Source organism: Actinomycetospora sp. CA-101289 (assembly GCF_050955895.1).
Taxonomy (GTDB): Bacteria; Actinomycetota; Actinomycetes; order Mycobacteriales; family Pseudonocardiaceae; genus Actinomycetospora.
In genome coordinates, this window is the sequence record NZ_CP192093.1 from 2,013,156 (window position 1) to 2,033,576 (window position 20,421).

At 75.1% G+C, this 20,421-nt stretch carries 22 protein-coding genes; 15 read left to right on the plus strand and 7 right to left on the minus strand.

The genetic code is table 11. The features are described from left to right. Nucleotides 1–121: 121 nt before the first annotated feature. The 3 genes from recG to ACQPX6_RS09995 all read left to right on the plus strand — a co-directional run bounded on the left by recG (nucleotide 122) and on the right by ACQPX6_RS09995 (nucleotide 4,789). Entirely contained in the window at nucleotides 122–2,338 is a 2,217-nt protein-coding gene (gene recG / locus ACQPX6_RS09985) for an ATP-dependent DNA helicase RecG (RefSeq protein WP_433788236.1), read from the plus strand. Nucleotides 2,339–2,753: 415 nt separating this feature from the next. Next, the gene (locus ACQPX6_RS09990; protein ID WP_433787153.1) at nucleotides 2,754–3,683 is read left to right on the plus strand and encodes a C40 family peptidase; all 930 of its coding nucleotides are present in this window, start codon (nucleotides 2,754–2,756) and stop codon (nucleotides 3,681–3,683) included. A gap of 194 nt (nucleotides 3,684–3,877) precedes the next feature. Further along, nucleotides 3,878–4,789: an alpha/beta fold hydrolase gene (locus tag ACQPX6_RS09995; RefSeq protein ID WP_433787154.1), complete on the plus strand. Its 912-nt coding sequence runs from the start codon at nucleotides 3,878–3,880 to the stop codon at nucleotides 4,787–4,789. A gap of 75 nt (nucleotides 4,790–4,864) precedes the next feature. Here ACQPX6_RS09995 and ACQPX6_RS10000 read toward each other — a convergent pair whose 3' ends face one another. Beyond that, nucleotides 4,865–5,587: a hypothetical protein gene (locus tag ACQPX6_RS10000; RefSeq protein WP_433787155.1), complete on the minus strand. Its 723-nt coding sequence runs from the start codon at nucleotides 5,585–5,587 to the stop codon at nucleotides 4,865–4,867. Nucleotides 5,588–5,688: 101 nt separating this feature from the next. On the opposite strand from ACQPX6_RS10000, the gene ACQPX6_RS10005 reads away from it, so the two are divergent. The 4 genes from ACQPX6_RS10005 (at nucleotide 5,689) to ACQPX6_RS10020 (ending at nucleotide 11,228) form a co-directional block, all read left to right on the plus strand. After that, nucleotides 5,689–9,066: a pyruvate carboxylase gene (locus tag ACQPX6_RS10005; protein ID WP_433787156.1), complete on the plus strand. Its 3,378-nt coding sequence runs from the start codon at nucleotides 5,689–5,691 to the stop codon at nucleotides 9,064–9,066. A gap of 83 nt (nucleotides 9,067–9,149) precedes the next feature. Beyond that, nucleotides 9,150–9,686 (plus strand): 16S rRNA (guanine(966)-N(2))-methyltransferase RsmD, encoded by a 537-nt coding sequence (gene rsmD / locus ACQPX6_RS10010; protein WP_433787157.1) that lies wholly within the window; start codon nucleotides 9,150–9,152, stop codon nucleotides 9,684–9,686. Then, entirely contained in the window at nucleotides 9,683–10,060 is a 378-nt protein-coding gene (locus tag ACQPX6_RS10015; RefSeq protein ID WP_433787158.1) for a hypothetical protein, read from the plus strand. The genes rsmD and ACQPX6_RS10015 overlap by 4 nt, the downstream gene beginning before the upstream one ends. Before the next feature lie 235 nt (nucleotides 10,061–10,295). Next, nucleotides 10,296–11,228, plus strand: a complete 933-nt coding sequence (locus tag ACQPX6_RS10020; RefSeq protein ID WP_433787159.1) for a hypothetical protein — start codon at nucleotides 10,296–10,298, stop codon at nucleotides 11,226–11,228. Nucleotides 11,229–11,268: 40 nt separating this feature from the next. On the opposite strand, the gene ACQPX6_RS10025 is transcribed toward ACQPX6_RS10020, so the two are convergent. From ACQPX6_RS10025 to ACQPX6_RS10035, 3 genes are all read right to left on the minus strand, one after another. Beyond that, nucleotides 11,269–11,502, minus strand: a complete 234-nt coding sequence (locus ACQPX6_RS10025) for a hypothetical protein (protein WP_433787160.1) — start codon at nucleotides 11,500–11,502, stop codon at nucleotides 11,269–11,271. Next, nucleotides 11,499–12,281 carry a hypothetical protein gene (locus tag ACQPX6_RS10030; protein ID WP_433787161.1) on the minus strand — a complete coding sequence of 261 codons (783 nt, stop codon included), beginning with the start codon at nucleotides 12,279–12,281 and terminating at the stop codon, nucleotides 11,499–11,501. Before ACQPX6_RS10030 ends, ACQPX6_RS10025 begins: the two co-directional genes overlap by 4 nt. Nucleotides 12,282–12,354: 73 nt before the next feature. Next, nucleotides 12,355–13,017 (minus strand): GNAT family N-acetyltransferase, encoded by a 663-nt coding sequence (locus tag ACQPX6_RS10035; protein ID WP_433787162.1) that lies wholly within the window; start codon nucleotides 13,015–13,017, stop codon nucleotides 12,355–12,357. 20 nt (nucleotides 13,018–13,037) lie between these two features. On the opposite strand from ACQPX6_RS10035, the gene coaD reads away from it, so the two are divergent. The 7 genes from coaD (at nucleotide 13,038) to ACQPX6_RS10070 (ending at nucleotide 18,053) form a co-directional block, all read left to right on the plus strand. After that, nucleotides 13,038–13,511 carry a pantetheine-phosphate adenylyltransferase gene (gene coaD, locus ACQPX6_RS10040; protein ID WP_433787163.1) on the plus strand — a complete coding sequence of 158 codons (474 nt, stop codon included), beginning with the start codon at nucleotides 13,038–13,040 and terminating at the stop codon, nucleotides 13,509–13,511. Nucleotides 13,512–13,581: 70 nt separating this feature from the next. After that, nucleotides 13,582–14,352, plus strand: a complete 771-nt coding sequence (locus ACQPX6_RS10045) for a DivIVA domain-containing protein (protein ID WP_433787164.1) — start codon at nucleotides 13,582–13,584, stop codon at nucleotides 14,350–14,352. Between the two features lie 75 nt (nucleotides 14,353–14,427). Next, nucleotides 14,428–15,015 (plus strand): YceD family protein, encoded by a 588-nt coding sequence (locus ACQPX6_RS10050; RefSeq protein WP_433787165.1) that lies wholly within the window; start codon nucleotides 14,428–14,430, stop codon nucleotides 15,013–15,015. 35 nt (nucleotides 15,016–15,050) lie between these two features. Further along, the gene (gene rpmF / locus ACQPX6_RS10055; RefSeq protein ID WP_433787166.1) at nucleotides 15,051–15,233 is read left to right on the plus strand and encodes a large ribosomal subunit protein bL32; all 183 of its coding nucleotides are present in this window, start codon (nucleotides 15,051–15,053) and stop codon (nucleotides 15,231–15,233) included. 25 nt (nucleotides 15,234–15,258) lie between these two features. Next, nucleotides 15,259–15,981, plus strand: a complete 723-nt coding sequence (gene rnc / locus ACQPX6_RS10060) for a ribonuclease III (RefSeq protein ID WP_433787167.1) — start codon at nucleotides 15,259–15,261, stop codon at nucleotides 15,979–15,981. Then, nucleotides 15,974–16,864 (plus strand): bifunctional DNA-formamidopyrimidine glycosylase/DNA-(apurinic or apyrimidinic site) lyase, encoded by an 891-nt coding sequence (mutM, locus tag ACQPX6_RS10065; RefSeq protein WP_433787168.1) that lies wholly within the window; start codon nucleotides 15,974–15,976, stop codon nucleotides 16,862–16,864. Before rnc ends, mutM begins: the two co-directional genes overlap by 8 nt. 109 nt (nucleotides 16,865–16,973) lie before the next feature. Next, complete coding sequence (locus tag ACQPX6_RS10070; protein ID WP_433781620.1) at nucleotides 16,974–18,053, plus strand: IS110 family transposase; 1,080 nt, start codon at nucleotides 16,974–16,976, stop codon at nucleotides 18,051–18,053. A 322-nt stretch (nucleotides 18,054–18,375) separates the two neighbouring features. On the opposite strand, the gene ACQPX6_RS10075 is transcribed toward ACQPX6_RS10070, so the two are convergent. Further along, nucleotides 18,376–18,867, minus strand: a complete 492-nt coding sequence (locus ACQPX6_RS10075; protein WP_433787169.1) for a DUF1059 domain-containing protein — start codon at nucleotides 18,865–18,867, stop codon at nucleotides 18,376–18,378. A 175-nt stretch (nucleotides 18,868–19,042) separates the two neighbouring features. On the opposite strand from ACQPX6_RS10075, the gene ACQPX6_RS10080 reads away from it, so the two are divergent. Beyond that, a complete protein-coding gene (locus ACQPX6_RS10080) occupies nucleotides 19,043–19,582 on the plus strand; it encodes a response regulator transcription factor (RefSeq protein ID WP_433787170.1) in 540 nt (179 codons plus the stop codon). A 4-nt stretch (nucleotides 19,583–19,586) separates the two neighbouring features. Here ACQPX6_RS10080 and ACQPX6_RS10085 read toward each other — a convergent pair whose 3' ends face one another. Both ACQPX6_RS10085 and ACQPX6_RS10090 read right to left on the minus strand, forming a co-directional pair. Next, complete coding sequence (locus ACQPX6_RS10085) at nucleotides 19,587–19,814, minus strand: hypothetical protein (protein WP_433787171.1); 228 nt, start codon at nucleotides 19,812–19,814, stop codon at nucleotides 19,587–19,589. 95 nt (nucleotides 19,815–19,909) lie between these two features. Next, nucleotides 19,910–20,359, minus strand: coding sequence for an SRPBCC family protein (locus tag ACQPX6_RS10090; RefSeq protein WP_433787172.1), 450 nt, complete (start codon nucleotides 20,357–20,359; stop codon nucleotides 19,910–19,912). Nucleotides 20,360–20,421: the final 62 nt, after the last annotated feature.

Sequence of the window (20,421 nt, forward strand, 5' to 3'; positions counted from 1 at the left end):
TCCCGACCAGCGTAACCGAGGACGCGCGCCGGGCCGGGTGGCGGGGTCGCCGGACGATCGCGGGGCGGGTCACCGGCGGCCGCTGTCGGTCCGGGGTGACATCCTCGGGGACGTGGTCGGCATGGAGACGTCGCTGCTCACGGCGCTGGGCGACAAGACCGCCAAGCCCCTCGCCCGCCAGCTCGAGCTGCACACGGTGGGCGACCTGCTGCGCCACTACCCGCGCAAGTACATCGCGCACGCGACCGTGACCCACGCCTCCGAGCGCGAGGACCAGCGGTTCCGTCCCGGCGAGCACGTCACGCTGCTCGGCACGGTGGACGCGGTCACCGGCCGGCGCATGCGCCAGCGCAAGGGCCACATCACCGAGGCCACGATCTCGGTGGGCGCCCAGCGCTTCACGTGCACGTTCTTCAACCAGCCCTACCGCGAGCGCGACCTCCAGCCGGGCACGAAGGCGCTGTTCTCGGGGGACCTGAGCCGCTACCGCGACAAGTGGCAGCTCGCCGCCCCGGAGTTCATCGTGCTGGGCGCGGGCGTCAGCGCCGACCTGCCGGGCCTCATCCCCATCTACCCGGCCACCAAGAAGCTGCGCTCCTGGTCGGTGATGATGGCCGTGCGCCAGGTGCTCGACGTGCTCGACGACCCCGAGGACCCTCTGCCCGAGGTGCTGCGCGCCAGCCACGGCCTGGCGTCGCTGGGCGACGCGCTGCGCCGCGTGCACCTGCCCGACACCTGGGACGAGCAGAAGGCCGCCCGCCGCCGTCTCGTGTGGGACGAGGCGTTCGGCCTGCAGCTCGCCATGGCCGGCCGGCGGGCGAGCGCGACCACCCGGCCGGCGCCGCTGTGCCCGCGCCGCGACGACGGGCTCGCCGCGGCGTTCGACGCACGGCTGCCGTTCGCCCTCACCGCGTCCCAGCGCGAGGTGGGCGAGTCGCTGTCCACCGCGCTGGCGGGTGGCGAGCCGCTCAACCGCCTGCTGCAGGGCGACGTCGGCTCGGGCAAGACGATCGTGGCCCTGCGGGCGATGCTGCAGGTCGTCGACGCCGGCCGGCAGGCGGTGCTGCTCGCGCCGACCGAGGTGCTGGCGTCCCAGCACGCGCGCTCGCTGCGGGCGATGCTCGGGTCGCTGGGCCGGGCGGGCGAGCTGGACGCGGACCCCGCGGGCGCCACGCGCATCACGCTGCTCACCGGGTCGCTGGGCGCCAAGGCCCGCCGCGAGGCGCTGCTCGACGCCCAGTCGGGGGCCGCCGGCATCGTCGTCGGCACCCACGCGGTGATCCAGCAGGGCGTGGGCTTCGCCGACCTCGGGCTCGTCGTCGTCGACGAGCAGCACCGCTTCGGGGTGCACCAGCGCGACGAGCTGCGCTCGCGGCCGGGCGACACCACGCCGCACGTGCTCGTCATGACCGCGACGCCGATCCCGCGCACGGTCGCCCTCACGCTCTACGGCGACCTCGACACCTCCGAGCTCACCGAGCTGCCCGCGGGCCGCCAGCCCATCGCCACCGTCGCGGTGCCGGCGGGCGTGCGGCCCCGCTGGCTCGACCGGGCGTGGGAGCGGGTGCACGAGGAGGTCGCCGCCGGCCACCAGGTGTACGTCGTCTGCCCGCGGATCGGTGAGGAGGGCGGCGAGCCGGGGGAGGAGGAGGCCCCGCCGCCGGCCGGCGACCTGCTCGACCCCGAGCGCGACACCGAGGGCGAGGGCCCGGAGGCGGAGGCGCGCCCGCCGCTCGCGGTGGCCGAGGTCGGGCCGATGCTCGCCGAGGGGCCGCTCGCCGGGCTGCGGCTGGAGATCCTGCACGGCCGGATGCCCACCGACGAGAAGGACGCGGTGATGCGGGCGTTCGGCGAGGGCAAGGTGGACGTGCTGGTGGCGACCACGGTGATCGAGGTCGGCGTCGACGTCCCCAACGCCACGATGATGATCATCATGGACGCCGACCGCTTCGGGGTCTCGCAGCTGCACCAGCTGCGCGGTCGGGTCGGGCGCGGATCGGCGGCGTCCTCCTGCCTGTTCGTCACCGAGGCCGCCGAGGGCTCGCCGGCGCTCGCGCGGCTCGAGCGCCTCGCCGCGACGCCCGACGGCTTCGAGGTGTCGCGGCTCGACCTCGAGGTCCGTGACGAGGGCGACGTCCTCGGCGCTCAGCAGTCGGGGCGCCGCTCGGGGCTGCACATGCTCTCGGTGCTCAAGCACGCCGACCTCGTCGCGGAGGCCCGTGACGAGGCCCGCGAGGTGGTCGGCGCCGACCCCACGCTCGCCCGTCACCCGGGTCTCGCCGGGCTCGTGCGCTCGGTGGTCGACGAGGCCTCGGCGGCGTTCCTCGACCGGCTGTGACACCCGGACGGACCCACCCCGGACGGCCGCACTCCGGCGACCGGGGGTGAACGAGGCCGCTCGTCGTCACCGGTTCGGGTCAGTGGCACGACGAGCGGCACAGGGTGCGGCCTGTCTGCCGATGAGCGCGGTGCGACGACCGGCGAGCGCGCTGTGACGGTGTGGCGTGGCGCCGTCTGGTCACGGATCGGTTACGTTCTGGTGGTCGCCGAGCATCAGCCCGGCGGCGCGCTCGGCCGCTCCGTCCGGTTCCCCGTCCGGCGGCCTCCCCGGAGCGCGAGTCCTCCCAGGACGGGGCGGGTGACCGACGTCGCGCCGCAGCTCCCCAGCGGCGACGCCGTCCGCGGACCCCGGAGCCGTCCCCAGCGGCCTCCCGGGTTCCGACGTGCGCTGCCCGGCGGACGAGGAGAACCGCATGACCGCTGTGCTGCCCGAGATCGACCCGGTCCCGACGCAGGTCCCGACCTCCCGCCCCGGCGGGCGTCACCGTGCCCCCGACGACGCGTCGACCGGCTCGATGGGCGTCCTGCCCGCCGACCTGCGGGCGCGTTCGGCGCACGGTCGTCCGGCCGGCCGCTCCGGGGGCCACGGCGAGCAGACCGGGTCGCACCCCCTGGGCCGCGCCGCGCGCACCGCCGGGCTGTCGCTGGCCGCCCTCGGCGCCGTCGCGACCGCCGGCGGGCTGGCCACGCACGGGCTGCTCGGCGACGACGCGCCGCCGCCGGCCACCGGCGAGACCGCGATCTCTCCGCAGCTCGCGTCGGCGAACCTCGCCCTCGCGCCCGCCGCCCCGGCCCTCGACGCCGCCACGTCCTCGGTGCTCCCGGTCGTGTCGCAGGCGTCGAGCGGCACCTCGTCGATCAAGCACGACTCGCCCGACTCGCGGGCGGCCGCCGCGCGCACCGCCGAGCAGGACCAGCAGCGCCAGAGCGAGCGCTTGTCGGCGTCGTCGGACAGCCAGGGCGAGGCGGCCCCGTCGTCGGCCGGCTCGTCGGTCGCCGCGCAGGCCATCGCCGCGGCGCGCAGCCAGCTCGGCGTGCCCTACGTCTGGGGCGGCACGACCCCCGACGGCTTCGACTGCTCCGGCCTCACGCAGTGGGCGTTCGAGCACGCCGGCATCGAGCTGCCCCGCACCTCGCGGGCGCAGGCGACCGAGGGCCAGGCGGTCGACGCCGACAGCATGCAGCCCGGCGACCTCATCTTCTTCAACAGCCCGGTCAGCCACGTCGGCATCTACATCGGCGGCGGCAAGATGATCGAGGCCCCGCAGACCGGCTCCGACGTGAAGATCTCGAACGTCGAGCGGCGCATGGACGACCTGAACACGATCCGGCGCCTCGCCTGAGGGCGATCCCCGACCTGAGGTAGAGGGGTCCGGGCCCGCCGCCCCGAACGGCGGGCCCGGACCATGCGGTGTGCGGAGGCTCCCCAGCTCCCACTCACCAGGTCTGTCCTCGTCGGGTGCCCGATGAGGGTGACGGCAAACACCGACACCGGGGCGATCGGTCGGATTCGCGGCGGCGGGTCATCCTGGGCAGCGTGATCCCCGGTCGCCTCGTCGCGAGGACGTCCGCCCTGCTCGGGGCCGTGGTCCTGGCGCTGATCGCGGGCTGCGCCCCTGGTGTGTCCCTCCCGGATTCCTGCGCGCCGGCCGTGCCCGGTGGATCGGTGCAGGCCGTCGACGTCCCCGGCGTCCGGCTGCACGTGACGCTGGCGGGACCGCCGACAGCGCCGGTCGTGGTGCTCCTGCACGGGTTCCCCGAGACCGCCGCGACCTGGCGCGCCGTCGCCACCGATCTCGCCGCCAACCACCGCGTCGTCGTGCCGGACCTGCGCGGCGCCGGGTGCTCGGGCCTCGCCCCGCCCGGGACCGACGCCTACGCGACGCGCGACCTCGCGGGCGACCTCGCCGCGCTCGCGGTGGCCCTGCGCCTGCCGCCCGCGACCGTCGTCGGCCACGATCTCGGCGCGATGACGGCGGTCGCCTGGGCCCGCGCGCGCCCCGGGCAGGTCGGGCGCCTGGTGCTCTCGGGCGGCGGGGTGCCGGGCTACGGGCTGGCCGAGCGCGGCCCGCCGCACCTGCGCGCCTTCGGCGACGCGCCGCCGGGGACCGTGGAGCGCGCCGAGCGACCCCGGCTCCGCGCGTTCCTCGCGGGCTTCACCGGGACGCCGGCGTTCCCGCTCGACGAGGCCGTCGCCGCGTACACCCCGTCCGGGCGCCTCGACGCGGCGATGGGCCGCTACCGCGCGCTGGACCGCGACGCGGCGGCGAACCGCGCCGACCCCCGCCCGCTGGCGATGCCGGTGCTCGTCGTCGCGGGCGGCGCGCCGGACCTCGCGGCCGAGACCGTCACCGCGCTGCGCCCGGACCGGCGCGTCGTCGTCGTGCCGGGCGCGGGGCACTACGTGCTCGTCGAGGCGCCGGGAGCCTTCGCGGACGCAGTGCGGTGATCGACGGGGACTTCGCGCGCGTAGAAGCAGCGAGTTCAGGGGAGCACGCCGATAGGCCGTTCGCTGCGGAAAGGGCTACGTGCGCAGGCGGTCGCGCAGATCGCGGGCCCCGCGGGCGGCGGCGCGACGGACGGCCTCGGCGGCCTGGGTGTACTCCGAGCCGGGCGGCGCGACCCGCGGGGGAGCGGGGTCGACGGCGCGGGTCTCGTGTACCGGGGGCGCGGTCCCGGCGGCCTCGCGCCGAGCTTGCGCGAGCCCCTCGGCCACGCGCTGGGCGCTCTCCCACGCCTCGACGGCTCGGTCGACGGCGACGCTGAACTCCGCCCGGCGCGGACCGGCCGGCTCGGCCTCGGTGGCGAGGAACTCGGCGTCGCCCATCGCCTGCACGAAGCGCGCGGTGGCGGGGACCGTGACGTCGGCGAGGGCCGGGCGCGCGGCGACGGCGTGCCGGTCGGCCTCGAACGCGGCGTACTCGGCCTGCAGGTCGGCGAAGCGCCGGCGGGCGAGGTGCCAGCGCGCGCTGTCGTGCTCGGCCATGCGCCCGGCGCGCCCCTGGGCGTGGCCGTGCACGACCGTGCGGACGCGGGTGACGCCCCGGCGGATCGCGAGGACGGTGGCGACCACCGCGGCGACCGCGGCCGCGACGAGGTCGGCCACGGCGGCGAGCAGCGCGACGCCGAAGCCCTCGACGTCGCCGGCGGCCACCCACACCGCGAGGAAGATGACCGGCGAGAGCAGCCCGAGCAGGACCGCGAGGCCGAACAGCCAGGGCGCGGCGGAGCGTCTCGGTCGGTCCACGGTGTCCTCCCCGGGCAGTTGCTTCAGTCCTTGATACCGCACCGACGCGATAGCGTGCTCCATCCCGCGCGGCGGTCGTGCTCGTCAGGAGGATTCCGAGGATGTTCCGCAAGGTGCTCGTGGCCAACCGCGGCGAGATCGCCATCCGGGCCTTCCGGGCCGCGTACGAGCTCGGTGCGCAGACGGTGGCCGTCTTCCCGCACGAGGACCGCAACTCCGAGCACCGGCTCAAGGCCGACGAGGCCTACCAGATCGGCGAGGTCGGCCACCCCGTCCGCGCGTACCTGTCGATCGAGGCGATCATCGACGCCGCGCGGCGCTCCGGCGCCGACGCCGTCTACCCCGGCTACGGCTTCCTGTCGGAGAACCCGGGCCTGGCGACCGCCTGCCAGGACGCGGGCATCACGTTCATCGGCCCGCCCCCGCGGGTGCTCGCGATGGCCGGCAACAAGCACCGCGCCGTGGCCGCGGCCCGCGAGGCCGGCGTCCCGGTGCTCGACTCCAGCGACCCGTCCGACGACCTCGACACCCTGCTCGCCTCGGCGGCCGAGATGACGTTCCCGCTGTTCGTCAAGGCGGTCGCCGGCGGCGGCGGGCGCGGCATGCGCCTGGTGCAGGAGGAGCACGCGCTGCGCGACGCGCTGCAGGCGGCGATGAACGAGGCGGGCTCGGCCTTCGGCGACCCGACGGTGATCCTCGAGCAGGCCGTGATCGACCCGCGGCACATCGAGGTGCAGATCCTCGCCGACGGCGAGGGCCACGTGATGCACCTCTTCGAGCGCGACTGCTCGGTGCAGCGACGTCACCAGAAGGTCGTGGAGATCGCCCCCGCGCCGCACCTGTCGCCCGAGCTGCGGATGAGGATCTGCGCGGACGCCGTCTCGTTCGCCGAGAAGATCGGCTACGTCAACGCGGGCACCGTCGAGTTCCTGCTCGACGCCGACGGGCAGCACCACTTCATCGAGATGAACCCGCGCATCCAGGTGGAGCACACGGTCACCGAGGAGGTCGCCGACGTCGACCTCGTGGCCGCCCAGATGCGCATCGCCGCCGGCGCCACGCTGGCCGACCTCGAGCTCTCGCAGGAGTCGGTGGCCCTGCACGGGTTCGCCGTCCAGTGCCGCATCACCACCGAGGACCCCGCCAACGAGTTCCGCCCCGACATCGGGATGATCTCGGCGTACCGCTCGGCCTCGGGCTCGGGCGTCCGTCTCGACGGCGGCACCGCCTACGCGGGCGCCGAGATCAGCGCCCACTTCGACTCGCTGCTGGTCAAGGTCACGTGCCGCGGCCGCACCTTCGAGACCGCCGTGCGCCGGGCGCGCCGCGCGCTCGCCGAGTTCCGCGTGCGCGGCGTGGCCACCAACATCCCGTTCCTCATGGCCCTGCTCGACGAGCCGGACTTCCGCGAGGGCCGGGTCACCACGTCGTTCATCGCCGAGCACCCCGAGCTCCTGGCCGCGCGGGCGCCCGCCGACCGCGGCACCCGGCTGATGAGCTACCTCGCCGACGTCACCGTCAACAAGCCGCACGGCGAGGCCCCGCAGCTGGCCGACCCGCGCGAGAAGCTCCCGGACGTCGACCTCACGGTCGCGCCGCCCGACGGATCGCGCCAGCGGCTCGCCGAGCTCGGTCCCGAGGGCTTCGCGTCGTGGCTGCGGGCGCAGACCACGGTGCCGGTCACCGACACGACGTTCCGCGACGCCCACCAGTCGCTGCTCGCGACCCGTGTGCGCACCCGCGATCTGCTCGGCATCGCCCCGCACGTGGCGCGCACCGTCCCGGAACTGCTCTCGCTCGAGTGCTGGGGCGGCGCGACCTACGACGTCGCGCTGCGCTTCCTCGCCGAGGACCCGTGGGAGCGGCTCGCCGGGCTGCGCGAGGCCGTGCCGAACCTCTGCCTGCAGATGCTGCTGCGCGGGCGCAACACCGTCGGCTACACGCCCTACCCGACCGAGGTCACCGACGCGTTCGTCGCCGAGGCGGCCCGGACCGGCATCGACATCTTCCGGATCTTCGACGCGCTCAACGACATCAGCCAGATGCGTCCCGCGATCGACGCCGTGCGCCAGTCCGGCGGGGCCGTCGCCGAGGTCGCCCTCTGCTACACGGGCGACCTGTCGGACCCGGGCGAGAAGCTCTACACGCTCGACTACTACCTGGGGCTCGCCGAGCAGATCGTCGAGGCCGGGGCGCACATCCTGGCGATCAAGGACATGGCGGGCCTGCTGCGCCCGCCGGCGGCCCGGACGCTGGTCACGGCGCTGCGCGAGCGCTTCGACCTGCCCGTGCACCTGCACACCCACGACACCGCGGGCGGCCAGCTGGCCACGCTGACGGCCGCGATCGACGCCGGGGTGGACGCCGTCGACGCCGCCGTCGCCTCGATGGCCGGCACGACCTCGCAGCCGTCGCTCTCGGCGCTGGTCGCGGCCACCGACCACTCCGCGCGGGAGACGGGCCTGTCGCTCGACGCCGTCAACGCGCTCGAGCCGTACTGGGAGGTCGTGCGCAAGGTCTACGCGCCGTTCGAGGCCGGCCTGACCTCGCCCACCGGTCGCGTCTACCACCACGAGATCCCCGGCGGGCAGCTGTCGAACCTGCGCACGCAGGCGGTGGCGCTGGGCCTGGGCGACCGGTTCGAGCAGATCGAGGACGCCTACGCCGCCGCCGACCGCATGCTCGGGCACCTGGTGAAGGTCACGCCGTCGTCGAAGGTCGTCGGCGACCTCGCGCTGCACTTCGTCGGCGCCGGCGTCGACCCGGCCGCGTTCGAGGCCGATCCGCGCCGCTACGACATCCCCGACTCGGTGATCGGGTTCCTGCGCGGCGAGCTGGGCGACCCGCCGGGGGGCTGGCCCGAGCCGCTGCGCACGAAGGCGCTCGAGGGCCGCGCCGAGCGTCCGGGCATCACCGACCTCACCGACGACGACCGCAAGGGCCTCGAGGCCGACCGCGCCGCGACGCTCAACGCGCTGCTCTTCCCCGGCCCGACGAAGGACTTCCGCGAGCACCGCCGCTCCTACGGCGACACGTCGGTGCTGCGCAGCCAGGAGTTCTTCTACGGCCTGGAATCCGAGCGCGAGTACGCCGTCGACATCGACACCGGCGTGCAGCTGCTCATCGAGCTCGAGGCCGTCGCCGAGCCGGACGAGCGCGGCATGCGCACCGTGCTGATGTCGCTCAACGGGCAGCTGCGGCCGGTGCAGGTGCGCGACCGGTCGATCACCACCGACGTCAAGGTCGCGGAGAAGGCCGACCGCAGCGAGCCCGGCCACGTCCCCGCGCCGTTCGCGGGCGTGGTGACGCTGCAGGTCGCCGAGGGCGACAGCGTCGACGCCGGGGACACCGTCGCGACCATCGAGGCGATGAAGATGGAGGCCGCGATCACCGCGCCGCAGGCCGGCACGGTCGAGCGGCTGGCGATCAACGCCGTCCAGCAGGTGGAGGGCGGCGACCTGGTGGTCGTGCTCGGTTAGTCGCGCCACGGTTGGGCTGCCCCAGCGCTCGTTCCTCGCGCTGTGCCAGCCCCACCGGCGCGGATCCGTAGCCTCCCGCGGTCGTGACGAGAATTATCGGCGGCGTCGCCGGCGGCCGGCGGATCGCCGTGCCCTCGACGGGGACGCGCCCGACGTCGGACCGGGTGCGGGAGGCGTTGTTCTCGGCGCTGGAGGCCCGCGGGGCGCTCGAGGACGCGGAGGTGCTCGACCTCTACGCCGGCTCCGGCGCGCTCGGGATCGAGGCGCTGTCGCGCGGCGCGTCCACGGCGGTGCTCGTCGAGCGCGATCCGCGGGCGTGCGCGGTGATCCAGGCCAACATCGGGACGGCGGGCGTGCGCGGCGCGCTCGTGCGGCGCTCGGCGGTGCTGGCGTTCCTGCGGCGGACGCCGAGCCCGGTCGACCTGGTGTTCGCCGACCCGCCCTACGCCGACCCGGTCGACGACGTGGTCGCGCTCCTGCCGCGGTGGACGCGCCCCGGTGCGCTCGTCGTCGTCGAGCGCGACGCCCGGTCGCCCGCGCCGGCGTGGCCCGACGGCCTCGAGCCCGAGGAGCCGCGCAGCTACGGGGAGACGACGCTGCACCTCGCGGTGGCGCCGTGAGGTGGGCGGCGGCGCTCGTGCTGGCGCTGTTCGTCGTCGCGGGGTGCACGGTCGGGGAGGCGCCCCGCGAGGACCGGGGCGGGGCCATCGAGGCGACCCCGGAGCGGGTCGCGCGGGCGCTGCGCTTCGCGGCGCTGGCGCCGCTGCCGGCCGCGGCGTCGGTGACCCGGCTCGAGGTGCAGAACGGCATCGACACCCGCGTCGCGCTCGCGGTGCGGCTCCCCGCGGACGCCGCCGGCCCGTGGTTCGCGGCGTCGGGACTGCCCGCCGACGGGTCGCAGCAGCGCGTCGCGAACCCCGACGGCGCGGTCGTCTACCGGTCGGCCATGCGGACCGGGCCGGACGGGGTCACGGTCACCGCGTTCACGACCTGACGGGTTTGAGCGGCGGACGGCGGCGTCCCGCGCGGCCCCGTGGCGCACCGCCGCGCGGTGCCGGGACGCACCGTCTGGACCGCACGGAGCCACTTGTCTCGACGCGCCGACGGCACCGCGTCGGGGCCCGGAGGTGCGGGAATGCCCGGCTCCCGCGCGGCGGGTCGAGCCCCCGGCCCCGGACCCGCGACCGACCGGACAGCGGTGTCCGGACCCCGGAAGGACCACCACACCCATGGACATCGAATCGGTCGACCTGCACGGCTCCGTCGTCATCGGCGGCAAGACCCTGCGGATCGACATCACGACCGAGGACGCCGACACCGACACCGACACCGACGACCTCGTGGAGCAGGACGAGGAGCTGGCCGAGGACGACCTGGCCGAGGACGACCTGGCCGAGGACGACGCCGACCTGGAAGCCGAGGACGTCGAGGAGACCGACGACGAGGCCGACCTGGAGGCCGAGGGCGACGAGGCCTCCGACGAGGACGTCGAGGAGACCGACGACGAGGCCGACCTGGAGTCCGAGGGCGACGAGGCCTCCGACGAGGACGTCGAGGACACCGACGACGAGGCCGAGGTCGAGGGCGAGGACGTCGAGGTGACCGACGACGAGGCCGAGGCCGAGGTCGAGGACGAGGACGAGGACGTCGAGGAGACCGACGACGAGGCCGAGGACGTCGAGGAGACCGACGACGAGGCCGACGTCGAGGAGACCGACGACGAGGCCGAGGACGTCGAGGAGACCGACGACGAGGCCGACGTCGAGGAGACCGACGACCACGCCGACGAGGGCGTCGACGTCGACGAGGCCGCGGAGCAGTCGGAGGAGCAGTCCGGCGAGCAGGACGGCGGGGGCGAGGAGAAGCACGGTCTCGCCGAGCGGTTCGGCCTCCGTCGGCACCGCCAGGGCGAGTCGTCGGACGGCCAGGAGGCCCAGGACGCCCCGTCACGGCGCTCGAAGCGCCCCGAGGACACCCCCGACGCCCAGCCGGGCCGGGGCGCGGGCACGCGGCGCCGCCGCTCGACCGGCGGAGGCGTTGCGGACGCGCCGGCCCGTCCGCGGGCGCCGCGCTCGGCGCGCCGCCCCGAGACCGGCGGCGAGGAGGACGGCGCACGCCCGGCGGGCACGCGCCGTCGCCGCTCGAGCGAGTCCGGCAGCTGACGCGCCCCGGGCGGCCGGTGCACGCCGGCCGCCCGGGCGGTCACTCCTCGGGCTGCTCGAGCCAGGACAGGATCGCGTGGTCGATGCGGACGTCGGTGTAGGTCACGTGCGGCTGCACGCGGTCGGGGAGGTTCTCCCGCTCGCTCCCGGACATCGAGGCGTCGCCCTGGTCGCCCGTCAGGTCGACGCGGACGTCGGGCACCTCCTCGAAGTGCAGTCGGCGCGCCCGCACCGTGCTGCGGACCTCGATGTCCGGCGCCCGGTCCTCGCTCACCCGGTCGCCCGGCGGGCGGGACGGGGCCGCGGGGTGGACGGCGAGCGGCCGCGCCGGGGCTGCGGGACCTCGGCCGGTGCCGGATCCTCGGTCGCGTCGGGCTCGTCGTCCGAGGTGTCGGAGCCGTCACCCGTGCCGGTCGCGTCGCCGACCGCGTCCGTCACGTCGCCGGCCGCGTCGCCGGCCTTGTCGGTGACCTCGCCGACCGCCTCGCCAGCCTTGTCGGCGATCTCGCCGACGGCGTTCCCGGCCCCGTCGGTGAGCTGCTCGACGGCCCCACCGGCCTGCCCGGCGACCTCGCCGACCGCGTCACCGGCCGCGCGCCCCACCGAGCCCACCGCGTCGCCCACGCCCGCGCCCACGTCCTGCACCGCGGTCTGCGCCGTGCGGGCGAGGGTCTCGAGGATCTGGGGGTTGCGGTCGATGGTGGTCAGGACCCGGTCGATGATCCCCGCGACCTCGTCGAGGCGGACCTTCAGCGTCGCCTCGGCCTGCACCCCGTCGATCTCGAGGGCGACGCGACCCAGCTGGACGTCGACGCCGACGTTGAGCTTGACCAGGTCGAGCACCTCGGCCTGCAGCGACACGTGCGCCCGCAGGTCCTCCACCTCCAGGCCGATGTGCTCGACCTCGAGCTTGGGGACGTCGAGGTAGACGTCGGGCCGGGACGCCGCGTCCCCCGAGGGCCGGCCGCGGGGCGCGCCGGCGTCGGGGGCCTCCTCGGACGGCGACGGGTCGGGTGCGCGACGACGACGGCGCTCGGGTGTTCCTGCCGGCATGGGTGCCTCCTCGGTGACCTCCTGAGGATCGGCCCTGCGATGACCTGGGGAAACGGGACCGGACGGCCCAGCGTCAGCCCCCGACCGCCGCCCGGAAGGCGTCCACGCCGTCCACGTCGACGTCGGGCAGGCGCCGGCGTCGCCACGCCGCCGGGGTCACGGCGAGGTGCACCTCGACCACGCCTTCGGGGCCGGGCCCGCGGTGGGTCTCGCGGTAGCCGCAGCGCTGGGACACCCGCAGGGAGGCGGCGTTGCCCTCGGCCGCGGCTGTCACCGCGCGCACCGCCCCGAGGTGGCCGAACGCCAGCTCCAGCAGCATCAGCCGCACCCGGCGCCCGAGCCCGCGTCCCTGCTCGGCGCGGGCGAGCCACGAGGAGGTGCGCACGGTGCCCGCCGGGTCGTGGTGGTCGTGGGAGAGCACCGCGAGGCCCAGGGCCCGCCCGCCGTCGATCACCGCGAGCGGCGCCCGCCAGCGCACCGCCGTCGGGGCCTCGCGTAGCCGCCAGGCCCCCTCCAGGAAGCGGCGCGCGGCAGCGTCGCCCTCGTCGACAGGCCACCCGAGCAGCTCGCTCTCGCGTCCGGGCTCGACCACCCCGCCCGGCTCGGCCACCACCGCGGCCAGCTCGAGGAGCTCCTCGTCGGTGGGCCCGACGAGCACCGTCCCAGCGTGGGCCACGCGCAGCCCGTACTGCGGGTAGAGCGCCGCGACGTCGGCGCGCAGCAGGTCCGCGTCCACCTCTGCGATGATCCCCGGCCATGGCGATCGCGGTCTGCCCCGGCTCGTTCGACCCCGTCACCCTCGGCCACGTCGACGTGGTGACCCGCGCCGCGGCGCTCTTCGAGGAGGTCGTCGTGGCGGTGGCGGTCAACCCCGCCAAGCAGGGCCTGTTCACCGTCGACGAGCGCCGCGACCTGCTCGCGACGGCGCTGGCGGGCGTCGACAACGTGCGCACCGACGCGTTCGAGGGCCTCGTCGTCGACTACTGCACCGCGATCGGCGCCGCGACGCTGATCAAGGGCCTGCGCTCGTCCACCGACTTCGGCTTCGAGGAGCCGATGGCCCAGATGAACCGCCACCAGACCGGCGTCGACTCGGTCTTCCTCATCACCGACCCGGCCCACTCGTTCGTCTCGAGCTCGCTGGTCAAGGAGGTCGCGCGCGGCGGCGGGGACGTCTCGGCGTTCCTGCACCCCGAGGTGCACCGCCGCCTGCTCGAGCGCCTGGGCTGAGGAGTCCCGACACGCCGGGCATCGGGGTGAATCCCGGACCACCGCGCGTGTCGGCGGCACACTCCACGGCGTGTACCGCGTGTTCGAGGCGCTCGACGAGCTCGTGACCCTCTGCGAGGAGGCGCGCGGGCTGCCCATGACGACCAGCTGCGTCGTGCCCCGCGGAGACGTCCTCGAGCTGCTCGACGACGTCCGCGAGGCCCTGCCGGGCGAGCTGGACGACGCCCAGGACGTGCTCGACCACCGCGACAAGCTCGTGGCCGACGCGACCGCGGAGGCCGAGCAGGCACGCGCGGAGGCCCGCGCGGAGGCCGACCGGATGTTGGCCGAGGCCCGCGAGCAGGCCCAGCAGATGATCGCCGAGGCCGAGCACGAGGCGGAGCGCACCGTCGGTCGCGGCCGTCGCGAGTACGCCGAGCTCACCGAGCGCGCCGACGCCGAGGCCCAGCGCATGGCCGAGGCCGGGCGGCAGGACTACGAGCGCTCGGTGGCCGAGGGGCGGGCCGAGCAGGCGCGCCTCGTCGACGCCCACGAGGTCACCCGCGCGGCGCACGCCGAGGGCGAGCGGATCGTCGACGCCGCCACCGACGAGGCCGACCGCCGCCGCGCCGAGTGCGACCACTACGTCGACGGCACCCTCGCCGACTTCTCCGAGACCCTCGAGTCGGTGCTCGACACCGTCGGGCGCCACCGCCACCAGCTGCGCATGAGCGCACCGGGGAGCCCCGTGGCCGGCGGCCCGCCGCGCGAGCGCCCCGAGGACGACCCCGAGGTGCGCGACGAGCCCCGCGAGGGCTGGCGGCGCTGGGGCGAGCGGCTGGGCGAGCGTCTCGGGGCCTGATCCCGCTCGCGTAGACTGATCCGTCGGGCCGCGGCGTGCGGCTCCCCCTGATCGATCAGCGAGATGACAGGCCGAATGACAGGCGCTGAGAAGCACCCGAACCCCACCGTGGACGCGCACAGTCCCTGGGTCGTCGACGTCGCGCGCGAGCTGCTGCGCCGTCCGGGCCAGATGAAGACGCTGCGCCGCGACGTGCCGGCGCCCGAGGGCTTCGGCCTCGAGATGATCGGCGTGCCCGTGGGCGAGCCGATCGAGCTCGACCTGCGCCTCGAGTCGGTGATGGAGGGCGTCCTGGCCTCCGGCACCGTCGACACCGACGTCACGGGGGAGTGCTCGCGCTGCCTCGAGCAGTTCACCGAGCACGTCGGCGTCGACCTCACCGAGCTCTACGCCTACCCGTCCTCGGTCACCGACGAGACGGCCGACGCCGACGAGGTCAGCCGCATCGTCGACGAGCGCATCGACCTGGAGCCGGCGGTGCGCGACGCGGTCCTGCTCGAGCTGCCGGTGACCCCGCTCTGCCGCGAGGACTGCCCCGGCGTGGTGTCCCCGGACCCCGACGCCTGGGCCTTCGTCCCCGCCGGAGAGGCGCATGAGAAGATTGACCCTCGCTGGGCCGCGCTGCAGGAGAAGTACGGCGGCGCCGGCCGCACCGAGAACTAGTCGATAGAGCACGCCCGTAGGGAGACTGAACCACCGTGGCTGTCCCGAAGCGCCGGATGTCCCGCGCCAACACCCACGCCCGCCGCTCGCAGTGGAAGGCGTCGGTGCCGCAGCTCATGGCGTGCCCGAACAAGGCCTGCGCGCAGCCGAAGCCGCCGCACGTGGCCTGCCCGCACTGCGGCCAGTACAACGGCCGCCGGGCCGTCACCCCGGCCTGAGGCCGCGCACGGCGACGTGACGTCCATGAGCGCGGAGCCGGTGGAGCAGCCCCCGTCCGAGCCGACTCTCGGTGAGGTCTTGGGGGTCGATCTCGACGCCGACCTGGTCGAGCTCGCCCTGACGCACCGCTCCTACGCCTACGAGCACGGCGGGCTGCCCACCAACGAGCGCCTGGAGTTCCTGGGCGACTCGGTGCTGGGCGTCGTCGTCACCGAGCGGCTCTACCGCGAGCACCCCGACCTGCCCGAGGGGCAGCTGGCCAAGCTGCGCGCGAGCGTGGTCAACATGCACGCGCTGGCCGGCGTGGCCCGCGAGCTCGACCTCGGCCAGCGCCTCTACCTCGGGCGCGGCGAGGAGCTCACCGGCGGTCGCGACAAGCCGAGCATCCTCGGCGACGCCGTCGAGGCGGTGCTCGGCGCGGTGCACCTCCAGCACGGCATCGAGACCTCGCGCACCGTCGTCGAGCGCCTGTTCGGCGAGCTGCTGCGCACCGCGCCGCTGCTGGGCGCGGGCCTGGACTGGAAGACCAGCCTCCAGGAGCTCACCGCCGCCCGCGACCTCGGCGTGCCGGAGTACCGGATGACCGAGCAGGGCCCGGACCACCTCAAGGAGTTCACGGCGACGGTCGTCGTCGCGGGCGTCGAGCGCGGCACCGGGATCGGGCGCACCAAGAAGGAGGCCGAGCAGAAGGCCGCGCGCTCGGCGTACCAGTACCTGGAGGGGGAGTCGGGCTCGGGCGATGCCTGAGCTCCCCGAGGTCGAGGTCGTCCGCCGGGGTCTCGCCGACCACGTGACCGGGCGCCGGGTCCGCGACGTCGAGGTCCTCCACCCCCGCTCCGTGCGCCGCCAGGCCGGTGGCGGGGCCGAGCTGGTCGAGCGCCTCACCGGGCAGCGCCTGCGCGCCGTGCGGCGCCGGGGCAAGTACTTGTGGGTGGAGCTGGGGGACGACGCCCCCGAGGCCGCCCTCCTGGCCCACCTCGGCATGAGCGGCCAGCTGCTCGTCCAGCCCGCCGACCGTCCCGACGAGAAGCACCTGCGGATCCGCGTGCGGTTCGATCCATCAGAGGAGCACGCCGATAGGGGCCGCGACGAGCTGCGGTTCGTCGACCAGCGCACGTTCGGCGGCCTGACCGTCACCGACGTGACCGGCGCCGACGCGCTACCCGTGCCCGTCGCCCACATCGGGCGCGACCCCATGGATCCGGTGTTCGACGCCGAGGCCGCGGTCGGCGGGCTGCGCCGGCGGCGCACCGGCCTCAAGCGCGCGCTGCTCGACCAGACGCTGGTCTCGGGGATCGGCAACATCTACGCGGACGAGTCGCTGTGGCGGGCGAAGCTGCACTACGAGCGGCCCACCGCGACGCTGACCCGGCCCGAGGGACGGCGGCTGCTCACGGCGGCGCGCGAGGTCATGGACGAGGCGCTGGCGGCCGGCGGCACCTCGTTCGACGCCCTCTACGTCGACGTCCACGGTGACTCGGGCTACTTCGACCGCGCGCTGGCGGTCTACGGGCAGGAGGACCGGCCCTGCCCGCGCTGCGGGACGCCCGTGCGGCGCGCGCCGTTCATGAACCGCTCGTCGTACTGGTGCCCGACGTGCCAGCCCCGGCCGCGGCGGCGCCACCCCTAGACCGTATGGAGGCCCGGCGCCTCGCTCGTAAGTTGGCGCGGGTCGCCGTCGCACTCGGTGACGGTGCCGCAATTACGGGAGGCGCCGGGTGTTGGCAGAGCGTACGTGGGTGGGTCTGGACGTTCATGCTCGTTCGGTCGTGGGGTGCGCGATCGATGACGAGGCGTGCGAGATCCGCACCCAGCGGGTGGCGCCGCAGACCGCCGCGATCGTGGCCTGGGTTCTCGCGCTGCCGGGGCCGGTGGCGGTGACCTATGAGGCCGGGCCGACCGGTTTCGGACTCGCGCGGGCGTTGGCCGCGGCCGGGGTCCGTTGCGAGGTGGTCGCGCCCTCGAAGCTCGAGCGTCCGGCCGGGGACAAGGTCAAGACCGATCGTCGGGACGCTGAGCGCCTGGCGCGGCTGCTGCGCATCGGGGAACTGCCCGCGGTGCGGGTCCCCAGCGAGGCCGAGGAAGCCGCCCGGGATCTGGTGCGGGCCCGTGAAGACGCGCGGGGAGACCTGATGCGTGCCCGGCATCGGCTCTCCAAGCTGCTGCTGCGCCAGGGCATCGTGTGGGACCGCAGCGCGTGGACCGGCGAGCACACCGACTGGTTGCGCCGCCAGCGCTTCGACCGGCGCGGGGTGCAGCTGGCCTTCGACGAAGCCCTCGATGCGGTGTTCAGCGTGCACGCCCGCCGCGACCGGCTCGACACCGCGATCGAGGAGATGGCCCAGACGACGTCGCTGGCCGGGCCGGTGGGACGGCTGCGCTGCTTGCGCGGGGTCTCCACGCTGACCGCGGTCGGGCTCTGCGTCGAGGTCGCCGACTGGCACCGCTTCACCGGCTCGACCATCGGTTCCTACCTCGGGCTGGTGCCCTCGGAGTTCTCCTCGGGAGCTCGGCGGGTCCAGGGCGGGATCACCAAGACCGGCAACGCGCACGCCCGCCGGTTGCTGGTCGAAGCCGCCTGGCATCACCGTCGCCCGCTGCGCCCCAGCCGGGAACGGGCCCGGCGCGCCGACGGTCAGCCCGCCGCGGTGCGGGCGCGCGCCGAGGCCGGCAACCGCCGCCTACACCAACGCTGGTGCCGTCTCGAGCAGCGCCGCAAGCGCCCGACGGTGTCGGTGGTGGCCGTGGCCCGCGAGCTCGCCGGCTGGTGCTGGAGCCTCGCGGTGCTCGACGAGCACCAGCATCACGCGGCCGCCTGACACGCGGCCGCCCCCACAAGCCCCGGCGGGTGCCGGGTGCGGATGCAGGCAGCGCGAGGAGCGACCCGCGAGTTAGCTATGAGCAGCTCCGCCCGACCCTCATCGAGCAGGGCGACGCTCGCCCCTAGATCCGCGGAACGCTCCCGACGAACACCCGGTCATGCGGTAACCAACCCGCGCATATCAGCCTGACCGCGCGTCGAGCCGGCACGCCTCCACCCCACCCGGCCCCGCCGGACCCACAACGCCCTGACCAGCCACGATGCACCGCATCGAGGGCCCATCACCCCTGCCCACTTGACAGAAGTGCCCTCCATATCAGCTAGGGCGTCTCGGCGCGCACGACCTCGAGGTTGTGGAAGGTGACCGGCCCGTCGCAGAGGGCCATCATCTTGCCGGCGAAGGCCGTGGTGACCGGGCTCTCGGAGTTGCGCTGGGCGGCCTCCGCGCTCGGGAACTCGACGACCTCCATGTACGTGCCGGCCCGGTCGCGGTCGCGGCCCATGACCATCCACTCCGCGGTCCGGTCGGTGCCGATCTCGTCCTTCCAGCTGTCGATGAGGGCGTCCATCTGGTCGTACTGCTGGGTCTGGAACTCGATGAGCTGCACGAACGCGCCCGGCCCGGTCGCCTGCGGGGCGGCCCGCAGCCCGGCCCGCAGCCCGGCGCGGAGCTCCTCGCCGTCGGTGTGCCCGTGGACCGCGACGGCGTGGGCGGCCCCGGCCTCGACGACCTCGTCCTCCTCGCCCGTCAGGGTCAGCGAACAGCCACTCTCGCTCGGCATCTCACGGCAGTCGAGCATCATGCGGGGCATGGCGGGCCTCCTGGGGCCGGGATACGGACGGCGGTGCGACCAGTGAAGTCGTGTCACGTATCCGTGATCGATACGGAGGGCTCCGTAGGCCGGACGGGTGACGTAGGCCCGGCGGGCCCTGGCGGGCACCGGCACGCAGGTCGACACTCGGTCACCCGCCCACGGAGCGTGGTCCATGACCGCCGAGCCCGTCCTGTCCGCGGCCCTCGACCTCGTGGCGGCCGCGGCGGTCGTGCGCGGGGCGGACGACCTGGGCGACGCCGTGTGGCCCGGGCTGGCGGCCCTCGTCGGCGGCGACGGGCTCGCGGCGACGGGTTTCGACGGCCGCGCGCTGTCCTGGCCGCCCGGAGCTGCGGCCGGGGTCGGCCGGGACCACCGGGTGACGCTCGTCGTGGACCGGGCGGGCGCCGAGGCGCGCGTGGCGCTCCACCGGGCGGGGCCGGAGTTCACCGACCGCGACCTGGCCCTGCTCGACCTCGTGCGCCCGCACCTCACCGACGCCCTGTGGCGCGTGACCCGGGGGACGCCGCCGCGCCGGCTGACCGCCCGGGAGCGGACGGTGGTCGCCGGCGTGGCCCGGGGCGCCACCGACTCCGCGATCGCCCACGAGCTGGGCATCAGCCGGCGGACGGTGGGCAAGCACCTCGAGAACGCCTACGCGGCCCTCGGCGTGCACGACCGCACCTCGGCGGCCCTGCTCGTCGGCGTCCGGTAGCCGGTCAGCCCTCGCCGCGCACCGAGCGGCGGATCTCCTCGAGCTTGTCGCGCGCGGCGCTCTCGTGCTCCGCCTCGCGCTCGGCCCGCTCCTGGCCCGCGGGGCTGTCGGCGACGAGCTCCTCGTACCCGGCGGCGGTGGCCGACCGCCGCTCGATGGTCTCCCGGACGTGCTCGAACGTCGGGACGCCCTCGTCGGTGTACCCACTCACGGGCGGGTCCGGCTCGCTCATCGACCCAGGCTAGCCGCGGCGGGCACGTCCCGGACACACGTCGGGCCCCGCACCACCTTCAGCGGTGCGGGGCCCGTGACGTGCGCGGGTGCGCGTCAGACGCGCTGGTTCGAGGACTCCATGAGCTGCTTGAACTCCTCGAGGGCCTTCTCGATCTTCTTCTGCGGGTCGGCGAAGAGCTTGGCGCCCAGGTCGCCGATCGCGCCGCCGGGGGTGTTCACGTGGAGGCTGACCTCGACCCCGGTGCTGTCACCGTGCGGGTCGAAGCGCACCGCGCCCCCGGTGTCGACGTGGTTGTTGCTCTCCTCGAGCGACTTCCACGCGATCTTCCGGTCGGTCTCCTCGTCGATGATCTTCGCGTCCCACTCGATCTGCTTGCCGAGCGGGCCGTCGACGACCCAGTGCGTCACGTCCGCGGAGCCGTCCTTGGGCTCGACCGAGGTCACGTCGTCCATAATCTGCGGCAGGTTGGTCAGCGGACGCCACCACTGGTAGCACTGGGCAGCCGGGGCGTTGATCTCGAGGTAGTGCGTTGCGGTTGCCATGCGGTCCGGGTCACCGCTCGCCGTGGGCCGCAAACGGCGCGTGACGGCGGCGACGTCGGGGT